Annotated in this window: 8 protein-coding genes; all 8 read left to right on the forward strand. The window is 73.7% G+C overall.

Annotation, left to right across the window (positions count from 1 at the left end; translation table 11 throughout):
• Positions 1-71 precede the first annotated feature (71 nt).
• The 8 genes from CXY01_RS10790 (at position 72) to CXY01_RS20850 (ending at position 14931) form a co-directional block, all read left to right on the forward strand.
• Entirely contained in the window at positions 72-1106 is a 1035-nt protein-coding gene (locus CXY01_RS10790; RefSeq protein WP_146927427.1) for a hypothetical protein, read from the forward strand.
• Complete coding sequence (locus tag CXY01_RS10795) at positions 1093-2388, forward strand: glycosyltransferase (protein ID WP_146927428.1); 1296 nt, start codon at positions 1093-1095, stop codon at positions 2386-2388. The genes CXY01_RS10790 and CXY01_RS10795 overlap by 14 nt, the downstream gene beginning before the upstream one ends.
• Positions 2385-3386, forward strand: coding sequence for a lysylphosphatidylglycerol synthase domain-containing protein (locus CXY01_RS10800; RefSeq protein ID WP_146927429.1), 1002 nt, complete (start codon positions 2385-2387; stop codon positions 3384-3386). Before CXY01_RS10795 ends, CXY01_RS10800 begins: the two co-directional genes overlap by 4 nt.
• The gene (locus tag CXY01_RS10805; protein ID WP_146927430.1) at positions 3383-5161 is read left to right on the forward strand and encodes an ArnT family glycosyltransferase; all 1779 of its coding nucleotides are present in this window, start codon (positions 3383-3385) and stop codon (positions 5159-5161) included. The genes CXY01_RS10800 and CXY01_RS10805 overlap by 4 nt, the downstream gene beginning before the upstream one ends.
• A complete protein-coding gene (locus CXY01_RS10810) occupies positions 5151-8009 on the forward strand; it encodes a DUF6044 family protein (protein ID WP_146927431.1) in 2859 nt (952 codons plus the stop codon). The genes CXY01_RS10805 and CXY01_RS10810 overlap by 11 nt, the downstream gene beginning before the upstream one ends.
• 143 nt (positions 8010-8152) lie before the next feature.
• Positions 8153-9082 (forward strand): NAD-dependent epimerase/dehydratase family protein, encoded by a 930-nt coding sequence (locus tag CXY01_RS21190; RefSeq protein ID WP_186813371.1) that lies wholly within the window; start codon positions 8153-8155, stop codon positions 9080-9082.
• Positions 9079-13701 carry a rhamnan synthesis F family protein gene (locus tag CXY01_RS10815; protein WP_186813372.1) on the forward strand — a complete coding sequence of 1541 codons (4623 nt, stop codon included), beginning with the start codon at positions 9079-9081 and terminating at the stop codon, positions 13699-13701. Before CXY01_RS21190 ends, CXY01_RS10815 begins: the two co-directional genes overlap by 4 nt.
• 162 nt (positions 13702-13863) lie before the next feature.
• Positions 13864-14931 (forward strand): hypothetical protein, encoded by a 1068-nt coding sequence (locus CXY01_RS20850; RefSeq protein WP_186813373.1) that lies wholly within the window; start codon positions 13864-13866, stop codon positions 14929-14931.
• Positions 14932-14954 lie beyond the last annotated feature (23 nt).

Here is a 14954-nt window from a genome sequence, read left to right on the forward strand (position 1 = left end):
GGCGTGGGTCCGGGACGGGTCGGGCCGGCGGTGGCCTCCACGTACCGCACTGAACAGGTGGGAAGATCGTCGTGACCTCGTACAACTTCTACGGCTTCCTGACCGTGGAGCTGGTCACCGACCACCGCGGGTGGAAGAGGTACTTCGACAACGAGTACGTGCGCATCGCCCGTGCGGGGAGCTCGGCGCCGCGCGCCACGATCCGCACCGAGATCGTCGACCGCCTGCCGCAGCAGCGCCCGGACGACATCGTGCACGAGACCCGGTTCAAGGGCCTGTTCCTCTACCGCACCCTCGTGCGCGGCATCGACACCGACGACGTCACCATCTACTTCGCGCGGCACTGGATCGACCGCGTCTACATGAACGCCATCGGCGTCTACCTGCAGGCGCAGGTGCTCGAGCCGGTCATGTACTACAAGCTGCTGCAGCAGGGCGTCCTGCTCATGCACGCCGCGGGCGTCACCAAGGACGGCGAGGCGACGCTGCTGCCGGCGTACGGCGGGACGGGCAAGACGACCCTCAGCATCGCCCTGCTCGACAAGGGCTTCCGCTTCCTGGGCGACGACCTGCTGCTGGTCGACACGGCGGACCTGACGGTGCACCCGTACCCGCGGCCGCTGCACATCTTCACCTACAACGTCCGCTCGCTCACGGGCGCCCGCATCCCGCTGCGGTACCGCGTCGCGGTCTACGCCAAGAACGTGCTGCGCTTCGTCCTCGAGCGCGTGATGCGTACCGAGTTCCTCATCTCGACGCGCATCCACGCCGACGAGATCTTCGAGGACGGCGTCTTCGGCGAGACGGCCCCCGTCGGCGGCATCGCGTTCCTCCGCAAGGAGGGTCCTGCCTTCGCCACGGTCGACGTGACCGACGACAACGCGCGCAGCCTGGCGGCGTCGATCGCCGAGTCGGCGGACCTCAACGACAGCCTGCGCGACCTCGTCGACCACGACGCCCGGTTCGTCGCTGCGTTCACCGAGCTCGAGCTCGACGTGATCGAGACGCTGCTGCGCGGCACGGGCCGGCTCACCCACGTCAACTCGCGCGCACTGACGGACACGGACAGGTCCCTCTTCGCCGAGCGGACCCGTGGCGCAGCCTGAGGACGGCCGCACCCAGCGGCCCTGCGTGCTCGTCCTCGCCTCCACCTTCCCCGCCTCGGACGACGACCCCGTCCCCGGGTTCGTCCGCGACCAGGTCCGTGCGCTGGCGAGCGAGTTCCCCGAGCTCGACGTGTGCGTCCTCGCACCGCACGACCGCCGCTCGCGCACCCGGTCGCTCACCCGCCACGCCGGGTACGACGAGGTGCGGTTCCACTACGCGCTCCCGCGGCGGGCCGAGGTGCTGGCTGGCCGCGGCATCATGCCGGCGCTCCGGGGCAACCCCTGGCTGTACCTGGTGGTGCCGATGCTGTTCGCCGGCGAGCTCGTGGCCACGTTGCGGCTCACGCGTCGCCGGCGGCCGTCCGTCATCTACGCCCACTGGTTCACCCCGCAGGCCGTCGTCGCCGCGTGGGTCTCGCGGCTCACGGGCGTGCCGTTCGTCTTCACCACGCACGCGTCCGACGTCGACGTCTGGCGCCGGGTGCCCCTCGCGGGTCCGCTGGTGGTGCGCCCGACGCTGCGCCGTGCCCGGGCCGTCTCGGCGGTGAGCACCCGGACGCTGGCGCGGCTGCGGCACTTCGACCCCGCCGGCCGCGTCGGTCCGCCCGTGCACGTCATCCCGATGGGCACCGACCTGCCGGACCGGCCGCAGGACGCCCGGGCGCGCAAGGAGGCGCGGACCTCGCTCGGGATCGGCGACGAGCTGGTGCTCCTGTTCGTCGGACGCCTGGTGGAGAAGAAGGGGCTGCGCCACCTGCTCGACGCCCTGCGCCTCGTGTCCGACGACCTCGGACCGTGGCGCCTCGTCGTCGCGGGCGACGGGCCGCTGCGCGAGGAGCTCGTCGGCCACGCACGCGCCCTGGGTCTCGCCGACCGGGTGACGTTCGCCGGCTACGCGTCCGGCCGGCACAAGGAGCGCTGCTTCCGGGCGGCGGACGCGCTGGTCGTCCCGTCGGTGGTCGCCTCCGACGGTGACGTCGAGGGTCTGCCCGTCGTCCTCATCGAGGGCCTGTCCTACGGCCTGCCGTGCGTCGCCACCCGGCAGAGCGGTGCGGACGACGTCCTCGACGACGGCCGCACGGGTCTGCTCGTCGACGAGCGCGACGCGGAGCAGCTCGGCGCGGCGCTCGTGCGCGTGGCCCGCATGGGCGACGACGAGCGCGACCAGCTCGCCGGCCGTGCCATCGAGCTCGCGCAGGACTTCGCCTGGGACCGGCTCGCCCGCCGCCACCACGCGGCCCTCCTCGCGCCGTTCGTGGCGCCGGCGCGGGAGCGGTCGTGAGTGCCGCACGGCCGGGTGGGCGGACCGCTCGCTGGGTGCAGGTGGGCTTCACCGTCCTGGTGACGGCGTTCATGGCGCTGTACCTGGTCCGGATCGACTGGTCGCAGCTGCAGGGGCTGCGCTTCGCCGTCCTGCCGATGGTCGGTGCCACCGTGCTCGGGCTCGGCTACCGGTTCTGGGGTGCCGGCGTGTGGCTGCACCTGCTGCGCCGGCTCGGGGCGCACGGCGTGCGGCGGGACTGGCGCGAGCTGTGCCACGTGTACGCCAAGGCGTGGCTGGGGCGGTACATCCTCGGCGCCGGGACCTGGATCCTCGGCAAGGTGTACTTCGCGGCGCAGCACGGGGTGGCGCGCTCGAAGCTCGCCGTGTCCGGTGTCCTCGAGGGCGCGCTGCAGCTCATCTCCACCCTGCTCGTGGGGCTCGCGCTGCTCGTCGTCGACCCGCGCCTCGACGCGATCGGCCCGCGGGCCACCCAGCTGACGGTCGTCGCGGCCGTGCTGTGCCTCGTCGCGCTCGCTCCCCCGGTGCTGAGCCGCCTGCTCAACCTGGCCCACCGCCTCGTGCTCAAGCGGCCCATGCCCCCGGGCGACAGGCCCACGTGGTCGATGGTGCTCAGCGGCGGGAGCCTGTACATCCTCGGCACCCTGCTCACCGGGGCGTCGTACTTCCTGGTCGCCCGCTCGGTCTACGCCGACCTGCCGTGGTCCGACCTCGCGTACGTGGTGGGTGCCGCGAGCATCGCCTCGGCGGTCAGCCTCCTCGCGTTCTTCGCCCCCGGAGGGATCGGTGTGCGCGAGGGCATCCAGGTGCTGTTCCTCAGCGCGCTCATGCCCGTCGAGACGGCCGTGGTGATCACGGTGCTCACCCGGCTGTGGAGCATCGCGGTGGACGTGCTGTTCCTCGGGGTGACCACCCTGCTGCGCCGGGGCGCCCCGCGCCGGGACGAGCCGGTGCCTGCGACCGTGCAGACCGCACCGCAGGCAGGACCCCCGTCGTGACCGCCCCCGCTGTCGTCGACGAGGCCCACGCGCCCGCCGACGACGCCCGTCCGGACGCGCCCGCCCGCGGGCGGCTGTGGCCCACCGTCGTGGTGTGCGTCGTCGGCTGCGTGCTGTTCGCGCTCGCGGTCGCACGCTCGGCGCACGACCTCAACAACATCGACGGCATCTCCTACATCTCGATCGCCCGCCAGTACGCGGGCGGCCACCTGCACGACGCCGTCAACGCGTACTGGTCGCCCCTCATCAGCTGGCTCGCCGCTCCGCTGCTGCTCGCCGGCGTCGGCGACCTCACCGCGGTCACCGTGGTGTCGGCCGTGGCCGCGGTCCTCGGCACCGTGGTCGGTGCGGCGTTCGTCTGGCGGGTCACCCGGCGGCACACCGTGGCGACGGCCCTGTTCGCCCTCGTCGCCACCGTCTTCTACGCCGGGAGCGTCCACTCCTTGACGCCGGACGTCCTCGTCGTCTCCTGGACCACCTGCTTCGTCTACGCGCTCCACCGGCTCGACGACGCGCTCACCGCGGGCCGGGGGGTCCGGCTCGCCGCCGCGGTGCTCGGCGCGGTGTGCGCGGCCGGGTACGTCACGAAGCTGTTCCTCGTCCCGGTCATCCTCGCCACCGTCGGGATCTGCCTGGTGGTCCGGCTGCTGGCGGGACCCGACGCGGCGGCCCGTCGGCGCGTGCTCGCGGCGACGGGCGTCGCGCTCGTCGTCGCCCTGGCCCTGTCCGCGCCGTGGGTCGCGGCCCTGACCTGGAAGTACGGCGAGCCGACGATCGGCTCGTCGTTCTCCGTGAACATGACGGCCAAGTTCGACCCGGCACAGGCAGGTGCACCCGCCGTCGTCGACGCTCCCCTGTGGGCGCCGCCCAACGACCGCGCGGTCTCCTTCGGTGAGGACCGGACGTTCCAGGTCGGCGGTGACAGGGACGAGGTCGACGAGCCGCTCGCCTCCCGGGTGCGCTACTACGCGGAGCAGCGCCTCCTCGCGATGCCGCACTACCTGGAGAAGATCCGCTCGATCGCGCCGTGGGCCGTCGTAACGATGCTCGCGTGCACCGCGACGCTCGTCCTGCGGCGCGGGGGCGGGTCGCTGCGCCCGCCACTCGTGGTGCTGACCGTCACCTTCTGGGTGTACTTCCTCGGGTACGCCGGGGTCACCACGGCGGCACGGGCCGGCGGCAACGCCCGCTACTACTGGCCGCTGCTCACGCTCTCGGCTCTCGCCGCGTGCGTCGCGCTGCCCTACCTGTGGACCCGCTTCGTGGGGACGGGCAGCCGGTGGCGACGCGTGGTCGCCGGGGCCGTCGTCGCGGTCCTGCCGCTGACCGTGCTGTGGCAGCACGGCGCTGGTCGCAGCGAGCCGTTCAGCGTCGCGGACACCACGGCGGGTCTCGGGTACCTCGCCCAGGAGGCACGCCCGCCCGCGCTCGAGGAGGTGGCCGACGACCTCGCGGGGATCGTCGAGCCGGGCAGCCGGATCGTGGGCAGCAACTACCGCGCGACGCTCCGCCTCGCGTTCTACCTGCACGGGCAGGTGTACGGGCGCGCCGAGCAGGGCTACGACGTCGCCGACCCGTCGTTCCGCGCGCGGCTGGACGACGCGGAGATCGACTACTACGTCATGTTCAGCCCCGCCGGCGTGGAGCCACCGGACCTGACGGCCCTCGGCGAGACGGTCTGGTCGACGACGTCGGACGTCACCTGCTCGGACACCCTGGGCGCCGTCGTGGAGAGCTGTCGCCTCGACCTGGTCGACCTGCGCGATGACGCCTGAGCCGGGACGCACCGCCGGGCCGGCCGTCGGTGCGTTCCAGCGCGCGCGCGCGACCGGACGCCGGCGCGCGCGCTCGCTGCTCGCCGCCGCGCACACCGTGTCCCCGACGACGGCCGTCGCGTGGGCCGCCGTGGTGGCCTTCGCGCTGCTCGGCGTCGGGCCGGCCCTGCTCGGCACCGCCGTCTTCAGCGGCACCGACCTGGTCAACGAGCTGGCCCCGTGGAAGTCGTACGACTACGGCGACGGGACGGTGCGCAACCCGTGGCCGGGCGACACGGTCGACTCCGTCACCCCCCGCATCCTGCTGCTCAAGCACACCCTCCTGTCGGGCCACATCCTGTGGTGGAACCCCTACGTGGCCGGCGGCAGCCCGCTCGGGGCCCTGCCGGACTCCTCGTTCTTCTCCCCCATGGCGTGGCCGTGGCTGGTGCTGCCCGACACGTACGCACCCGGGGTGGTCAAGCTCGTCGAGATCGCCGTCGCGGCGACCGGGATGGCGCTGCTGCTGCGCCGCCTGGGCCTCAGCCCCGCCGCCCGCGCCGTCGGCGCGCTCGCCTTCGTCTCCTCCGGCTTCATGATCGCGTGGACCGGGTGGCCGCAGACGCGCGTCGCCGCGCTCGTCCCGCTCCTCCTGTGGGCGGTCGAGCGCGTGGTGGCCGACCGTCGCTGGCGGGACGCGCTGCTCGTCGCCGTGATCCTGGCCTCGATGCTGCTCGGTGGGTTCCCGGCGGTCGTGGCCTACGCCGCCTACACGGCGGTCGGGTACGCGGTGGTCCGGTTGTGGCGGGCGCGGGCGACCGCGCGGGAGTGGCTGACGTCCGTGGCGATCGGGGCCAGCGGGGCGCTGCTGGGCGTCGGCCTGGCCGCGTGGCAGCTGGTCCCCTTCGCGCTCAACGCCACGTCGTCCATCAGCCTCGAGCGGCGCTCCCAGTCGCCCACCATGCACCTGGACTGGTCCGCGCTGGCGACCGCGTTCGCCCCGGGGATCCTCGGGGAGGTCGACTCCCCCTTCTGGGGAGGGTCCCGCAACCCGGTGGAGCGGTTCTCGTTCGTCGGCGCGACCGTGCTCGTGCTCGTCGTCGCGGCGTTCGCGCGTCGCGGCCGCCGGGTGACGCCCGTGCTCGTCTTCTCGGTCGTGGGCGCCGCGCTCTGCGTGGCGGTCGTCTACGGCGGCGTGCTCCTCGGTCTCGTCCAGAGGCTGCCGGGGTTCGACATCAGCTACGTCGGCCGGCTCCGCCTCGTCGTCGGCCTGCTGCTGGCCATCGCGGCGGCGTACGGCTTCGACCAGGTGCGGGACAGGCTGTCGGCCACGCGGGTCGACGCCGCGTCCGCGCCGGCCACCGCGACCCGCCGGCCCTCGCCCGGCACGGTGGTCCTGGCCACCGTCGGCCTGGTGGTGACCGTGGCGCTGGTCGTGGCGGTCGTGCGGGCCCTCGACAGCGCACCCAGCGCCTCCCTGCCCGACGCGCGCGAGGACCTCGTCGTGGGTGTCGTCCTGGTCGCCCTCAGCGTCCTGGTCGTGGTCGTCGCACGGACCGCCCGGCACCGCCGCGTCGCGACCGCCGGCGTCCTGCTCGTGCCCGTCCTGCTGGCCGGTCAGGCGATCGCCGTCGCCGGGTCCTGGTGGCCGCGGTCCCCCGTCGAGTCGTTCTACCCCGCGACCGCCACGCACGCCTTCCTCGCCGAGAACCTGCACGGGGACCGCTTCACGAGCACGGGGTTCACGATGCTCCCCGGCAGCAGCACCGCCTACGAGCTGCGCTCGACGACGGGGCACGCGTTCCACACCGAGCAGTGGCGGGACCTGCTGGAGGCGGCCGACCCCGAGGCCATGCGCACCTACACGTACTCCACGATGAGCCTGGCCGCCCTGGCCTCGCCCGTCCTGGACCGGACCGCCACCCGGTTCATGGTCGTCGCCCCCGACGAGCCGGTCGCCGGCCGGTACGTCCCCACGGGCAGCCTGAGCTCGCTGGCGACGACCCGGGCCGGGTCGCGCGCGACGGCCGCACCCGTCGCCGGTGTCGTGCGCGGCGCCCGCATCGACCTCCCCGAGGGCATCGACGCGCCGGGCACCGTGCACCTGCGGGTCTCGCTGCTCGACGCGTCGGGGCAGGTGGTGTCGTCGACGGTCGGCGAGGTCGCCGGGACGCCCGAGCCGGTCAGCGTGTGGGTCGCCCTGACGACCCCCGCCGGGGACGGCCCCTTCCGGCTCCGGGTCGAAGCCCTCGAGGACGTCGACCTCGTCCTGCCGACGGACGAGGAGGGCCGATGGGTCGTGGTGGCCGTCGTCGCGGACGACGGCGCGACCGTCGTGCACACCGGCGACGCGACCGTCTACCAGCGCGACACGGCGATGCCACGGTTCCGCTGGGCGTCGCGCGCCCAGGTCGTCCCCGACGCGGACCGGCGCGTCGCGCTGCTCGCCGGCGGGTCGGTGGCACCGGACACGGTGCTGCTCGACGACCGCGCCGACCTGCGGGAGACCGATCCGGCAGCCACCGGGAGCATCACCGTGGAGGGCGACGACGGCGACACCATCGCCCTGCGGGTCACGTCGGACGGACCGGGCTACGCGGTGGTCGCCGACGCCCTGCGGCCCGGCTGGGTGGTGGCGGTCGACGGCGTGCGGGTCACCCCCGTCCGTGCCGACCACGCGATGTGGGCGGTCCCCCTCGGCGGCGGGGACCACCGCGTGGTCCTGACCTACGTGCCCCCCGGCCTGCGCGTCGGTGCCCTCGTCACGACCGCATCCCTGCTGGTCGTCGCCGTGTCCGCCGCCGGGCTCGTGGTCCGGCGAACCCGGCGCCGGCGAGCGGGCCGCCCCGACGACGAGGCTGCACGATGAACGCAGGACGGCCGAGTCATGGCCGACGATGCGGCATGATGACAGCCGTGCAGACGCGACGACTCGATCCGATCCCGCTGACGCCATCCCCTGGGGGGGCGTCCGCACCGGCAACGGTTGCTCCGCGCACCCGTCAGCTCGACGTGAGCGTCATCGGGGCGCGCGGGTTCATCGGGTCCCACGTCGCGCGCGCGCTCGCTCAGCGCGGTCACACCGTGCACACCTTCGACCGCTCCTGCCCGGCAATGGGACCACAGGGCGTCGACGAGCGCATCCTGACCTCGGACCACGTCGTCTGGGCCGCGTCGAGCATCAACCCGATGATCGCCGAGCACGACCCCGACCGCGTCGCGCTGGACATCGACGCCTTCACCAGCTTCCTCGGGCTCCTCGCCCAGGCTCCCTCGCGCCCCCGCATGGTCCTGCTCAGCTCGGGCGGCACCGTGTACGACCAGAGCGTCGAGCCGCCGTACGCGGAGTCGTCGCCGGTCGGACCGGACAGCGCCTACGGCCAGGCCAAGCTGCTCCTCGAGCAGGAGCTCGTCCGCACCGCACCCGGCTCGATCGTGCTGCGGGTGGCCAACGCGTACGGACCCGGCCAGCCGGTGGCCCCGGGCCAGGGCGTCATCAGCCACTGGCTGCACGCCACCGCTGCGGGCCAGCCGCTGCACGTCTTCGGCGACCTGCGCGCGGCTCGCGACTACGTGCACGTCGACGACGTGGCGGACGCCGTCGTCCGTGCGGTCGAGGTCACCGACCCCGCCCACGACGTCCTCAACGTGGGCTCGGGACGGCCGACCAGCCTCGGCGCGCTGCTCGACGTGATCCGCGACGTCGTCGGTCCCGACGCCGTCGAGGTCCGCCACCACCCGGTGCGCGAGTTCGACGGTCGATCCACCTGGCTCGATTGCACGGCGTCCGAGCTGACGCTCGGGTGGGTGGCCGGCACCTCGCTGCACGACGGCATCCGCCAGACGTGGACGTCGGTCACCGCGGACCCGATCGCGAGCGCCGGCGGCGACGCGCCCGGGGCGCCCCTGCGGTCCGCGCCCACGCTCGGAGGCGCATCGTGACTCTCGATCTCGCAGCTCTCGGGTACCAGCGCACCGCCCGCTCCGGCCTGTGGGCACCGACCGGCGCCTCCGACTTCGCGTACAACGACGGCGACGAGCACGAGACCTGGGTCGCCGACGTCGTGCGGTCCGCGACGGACACCAGCAGCGGCTCGCGCGAGCTGGAGGCCGGGATCCGGGACTGGCCGTCGCTGTACCACCTGAGCCACCAGCGCGGGAACCTCGTGCGTCCCCTGCTGGACACCCTGCGCGGACCGGTGCTCGAGCTCGGCGCCGGGACGGGCGCGATCACACGGGTGCTCGGTGAGCGCGGCCTGGAGGTCGTCGCCGTCGAGGGCTCGCCCCGCCGGGCGGCGGTGGCCGCCGACCGGTGCCGGGACCTGCCGAACGTGCAGGTCGTCGCCGACACCGTCCAGAGCTTCGGCCACCCGGCACGCTTCGCGACCGTGGTCATGGTCGGCGTGCTGGAGTACGCCCGCAGCTTCGGGTTCGACGCCACGGACCAGGACCCCGTCGACGTCATGCTCGAGCACGTCGCCCAGCTGCTCCTGCCCGACGGCGAGCTCGTCGTGGCGATCGAGAACCAGCTCGGGCTGAAGTACTTCGCCGGCTTCCCCGAGGACCACCTCGGGCAGGCCATGGTGGGGGTCGAGGACCGGTACGGACCGACGACGGCCGTGACGTTCGGCCGCACCGAGCTCGGCGCTCGGCTGCGGGCCGCCGGCCTCGAGGAGCAGCAGTGGCTGTTCCCCTTCCCCGACTACAAGCTGCCCACGACGGTGGTCTCGGAGGGCGCGCTCGACCCGGCCTCCGGCTTCGACGCGACGCCGCTGATCGTCGCGACGGGAGGCGGTGACCACCAGGAGCCCGAGACGACCTCGTTCGACCTGCGTCGTGCGTGGGGGCCCGTCCACCGCAACGACCTCGTCGCCGACCTGTCCAACTCGTTCCTCGTGCGCGCCTCGGCGGCGCCCGTCGCCGAGCCCACGGCGCTCGTCTGGTACTACGGGTCGGGCGCGCGACGGCCGGAGTTCCGCAAGGTCACCGAGTTCGTCAGCACCGACGGCCGGATCGACGTGGTGCGCCGGCGCGCGGACCCGGACCTCGTCGACACGGTCGGCGACGTGCAGATCGTGTTCGAGGACGAGCCGTACGCACCGGCCCCGCCCTGGACCGCCGACCTGGCCGACCTGGTGGCCCGTCCGGGCTGGACGTCGGCCCAGGTCGGCGAGTGGTTCGGACGTTGGCTCGACGCGTTCCGGACGCACGCCGGGCTCCCCGGGACGACGACCGACCTCGACGCCGTGGTGCCGGGCGAGCTGCTCGACGCGCTGCCGCGCAACCTGCTGCGCGGGACGGACCGGTTCATCGATCTCGAGTGGCGCGTCCTGACGCCCCTGACCTTCGGTCAGGTGCTGTTCCGCGCCCTCTACGACAGCATCGCGGCGCTCGGCCCGGTCGCTCCGCCCCTCGGAGCCGTACCGACCGTCGGGGAGCTGATCCGCGACGTCGCGGCGGCGCAGGGGTACCCGCTCGACCAGCCGCGGCTCGCGGAGTACTGGCAGCGCGAGCTGTCCTTCCAGTCCGACGTGCAGGGCGCCGCCGTCCGGGCGGACGTCGACGAGGCCCTGGGGGCGCCGCTGCAGGTGGCGTCACCGCAGGACGTGCACGGTGCACGGCTGGCGCCGGGCGTCGAGGCCGAGCTGCGCGCGGAGATCGAGGTGCGCGGGACGGAGCTCGACAGGCTCCGCGGTCTCGCCGAGGTGACGGCGACCGAGCTCGCGCACGCCCACGAGGTGCGGGCGAACCTCGCGAACGTCAACGGGCAGCTGGAACGGGACGCCGAGATCCTGCGTGACGAGGTCGCCGACGCCCGTGGCGACGTCGAGGCGCTCCGGGCGGAGCTCGCCGTCGCCGGCCGGGACGTCGCGCTCGCCCGCGGCGACTCCGAGGCGCTCCGGGCCGAGCTCGACGCGTACGTCCACACCGTCTCGTGGCGCGTCACGCGCCCGCTGCGGGCGGCACGCGGGCGCGCCGGACGGGTGCGCCGGGCCCTGAAGCGGCTGGGGCCCTCCCCGGCCGCCCCGTCGGGCACCGAGTCGGCGGGTGTCGTCGGTGGGCAGCCGTCCGAACGCCAGTCCAGGCCGGGTGCAACCGACCGCCGGCCGCGTCCCCGCGGCGCCGGCCCGTCGACCACCGTCCCGGACGCAGCGGCGCACGAGCCGGACGTCGCCTACTACCGTCGCCGCAACGACGACCTCCAGCACCTCGACGACGCCGAGCTGCGCAGCCACTTCGCGGCGTTCGGACGCGCGGAGGGACGCCGGGGCCGCTCGCTCCTCGACGGCGCTCGGGTGACCGAGAACGGCTTCGTGCCGGGGCGCGAGCGGATGCTGCTCCTCCTGCACGAGGCGACGCGCACCGGCGCCCCGGTGCTGGGCTGGAACCTGGTGAACTCGTTCTCCGAGCAGCACGACGTCATCGTGGTGCTGCTGCAGGGCGGGGACCTGTCCCACGAGCTCGAGCGCGCCGCCGCGGCGACCGTGACGCTCGTCGACTCGGACCCGTGGCACCCGACGGAGGCGCGGATCCTGGCCGAGCAGCTGGCCGAGCGGTTCGCGCCGGCCTGGGCGCTGGCGAACTCCGCCGCGACGCACCCGCTCTCGCCCGCGCTCGAGGCCACCGGCGTCCCCGTCGTGGCCCTGGTGCACGAGTTCCCCTCGAGCATGCGACCGGAGGGCGTGCTGGCGGGGCTGTTCGCCAGCGTGTCCGAGGTCGTGTTCTCCGCGCCGATCGTCGCCGAGTCGATGCGGCGCGAGTACGCCGACCTGCTGGCCCGGCCGCACCACGTCATCCCGCAGGGGCAGTCGATCCTCCCCGCCGGGAGCGACACCGAACGCGCCCCCCGGGCGCTGCGCCTCGGGTCCGACGGCGCCGAGACCGAGCTGCCGGAGCACGCGCTGAGCGACCTGCTGGCGACGCTCGAGCCCGACACCGTCCTCGTGGTCGGTGCCGGCACGATCTCGCCCCGCAAGGGGGTCGAGTTCTTCGTCCAGGCCGCCGACCAGGTCCGCCGCGCCCCGGGTGCACGTGAGGTGCACTTCGCGTGGATCGGTGACCGCATCCCGTCGCTGAACTGGTACGTCGACGAGCTGCACGAGCAGGTCCGGCGCAGCGGCGCGGGCGACGTCGTGACCTTCCTCGCGCCGACGTCGGACCTGACGCCCCTGTACGAGCGCGCCGACCTGTTCTTCCTGTCCTCGCGCCTCGACCCGCTCCCGAACGTGACGATCGACGCCGCGCTCTCGGGCACCCCGATCGTCGCCTTCGACGGCGCCAGCGGCTTCGCGGAGTGGCTCAGCCGGGACGACGCGCTGCGCGAGCTCGTCGTCCCCCACCTCGACACGGCCTCGGCCGCGGCGACGATCCGTCGGCTCGCGGACGACCCGGCGAGCAGGCTGACCTACGGGGACCAGCTGCGGCAGGCCGCCGTCCCGGCGTTCGACATGGCCGGCTACACCGCCCGCCTGGCGGAGCTCGGCCACGCCGCTCGCGCGGCGCACGAGCAGGAGGAGAGCGACATCGCCGCGCTCACCGCCTCGGGTGCGTTCGACGCGCAGCTCTACGGTGGCGCGCGGCACGACGACGAGCCGCAGGCGCTCCTGCGCGAGTACGTGCACCGCTCGCGGCTCACCGCACCGCGCGCACGGCCCCGCACCGGCCTGCTCGTCCGGCGTCCGGCGGAGGGCTTCCACCCGCTCGTGTACGCCGAGCAGTCCCCCGAGTACGTCGAGGAGCGCGACGGCGACCCGTTCGTCGACTTCCTGCGCCGTGGGCGGCCCGAGGGTCCGTGGTCCCGGCAGGTCATCCGGCCCGCCACGTCGCCGGCCCCCACGGACCTGAAGGTGCTCGTGCACGGGCACTTCCACTACCCGGAGCTGGTGGACGAGCTCCTTGCACGCCTGGGCACCAACCGCCAGCAGGTCGACCTCCGGCTGAGCACGACGTCCGAGCACAAGGAGATCGACCTCCGGCGCAGGCTCGAGCGGGCCGGCGTGAGCCGGTGGCAGGTCGACCTCGTCGAGAACCGGGGGCGTGACCTGGCGCCCCTGTTCACCGGCCTGGGCCACGAGGTCCTCGACGACTACGACGTGGTGCTCCACGTGCACGGCAAGCGCAGCCCGCACGTCGCGGGAGACGTCGCCGACCGCTGGCGGAACTTCCTGTGGGAGAACCTCATCGGCGGCCGCGCACCGATGATGGACACCATCTGCGAGGCCTTCGCGACCGACGACCAGCTGGGACTCGTGGCCCCCGAGGACCCGCACCTGAACGACTGGGACCTCAACCGCGAGGACGGCGAGCGGCTGGCGAAGCGCCTCGGCATGACCCAGGCGCTCACCACCCACCTGGACTTCCCGATGGGCGGCATGTTCTGGGCGCGCACCAGCGCGCTGCGGCACCTCCTGGACGCGCGGCTGCAGTGGGACGAGTACCCCCCGGAGCCGCTGCCCATCGACGGGACGATGCTCCACGCGCTCGAGCGGATCATCCCGTTCGCGGTCGAGGAGGCCGGCTTCCGGTTCGCCAAGTCGTCCGTCCCCGGCGTCCGCCGCTGAGCCGTCGGGCCCGCTGACCGGGCGGGCCCGACGACCGGGTGAAATCAGGACACGGAACTTCGGACGTATCACCGAAAATCGCCTGGTCACACCCGCTGTGACCTCTACGGTTAGCACGCCGTGGGCTCACGTCGCGGCACCGCCACCGTAGGAGGAAGACCCGTGCGCGCTCGCACCACCCTGATCAGGCCTGCCCTGGTCCTCGCCCTCGTCGTCAGTCTCGCCGGCGCCACCGCCGGTTCGACCGCCGCCGCCCCCGTCGACGGCCCCGACACGAGCTCCTTCCAGAAGCTCAGCGCGCCCATCGCGCCGGTGCCGGCCACCGAGGGCGCCGACGCCCCCGCCGACGAGTCCGTCGCGCGGGCCACGGCGCTCAGCAGCCCGGCCTTCCCGGACACCGAGTGGGCCACGTTCCGTGACCTGAACCTCACGCGGATCAACTACGCCGGTGTCAACCCGGTCATCCGCCACGGAGCCCTGGACAGCCTGGCCACCACGTGGGTGAACAGCCAGTCGAACAGCACGGACCCCCAGCTCGACGACAACATCGAGTCGAAGGTGCCCGCCGGCAGCCTCGGCGGCGTGCAGCTCATGTACTCCTACGTGGGTGGCACCACCGCCGAGATGCAGGAGTTCCTCGACTGGATCACGGTCGAGAACCTGCGGTACGACGCCATCGACCCGGAGCTGACCGACTCCGGCATCGGCATCGCCGCGACGGCGACCGGGCTGTACGCGTACTACATCATCGTCGGCTACACCCACAGCACCCCCGCCTCCGACGAGCTCCCCCTCTACCGCTTCTACAAGCCGAGCGCGGGGACGCACTTCTACTCCACCTCCGCCGGTGAGCGGAACACGGTCATCGGGTTCCCCGAGTACCGCTACGAGGGTCTGGTCGCGTACATCAAGGGCCCGCAGGCGACGTCCACGACGGTGCCGCTGCAGGACCTGAACCGCTTCTTCCTCGCCTCCGCGGGCACGCACTTCTACACCTCGGCGCCCGCCGAGTACCAGGCCGTCCTGACCTACCCGCAGTACTCGCTCGACGGGGTCGCCGGACGCGTCGCCGCCGCGCCGGGCACGGGCCTGTCTGCCATGCACCGGTTCTTCCGCCCCGCCTCCGGGACGCACTTCTACTCGGCGAACCCCGCCGAGGTCGAGGCCGTCAAGGGGCTCCCGGGCTACACGTACGAGGGCACCGCGTTCTTCCTGCGCGTCGCCAGCTGACGATCTGACACCACCCGTGGGAC

This window comes from Cellulomonas xylanilytica (assembly GCF_007989805.1).
In the GTDB taxonomy this organism is placed as follows: domain Bacteria; phylum Actinomycetota; class Actinomycetes; order Actinomycetales; family Cellulomonadaceae; genus Cellulomonas; species Cellulomonas xylanilytica.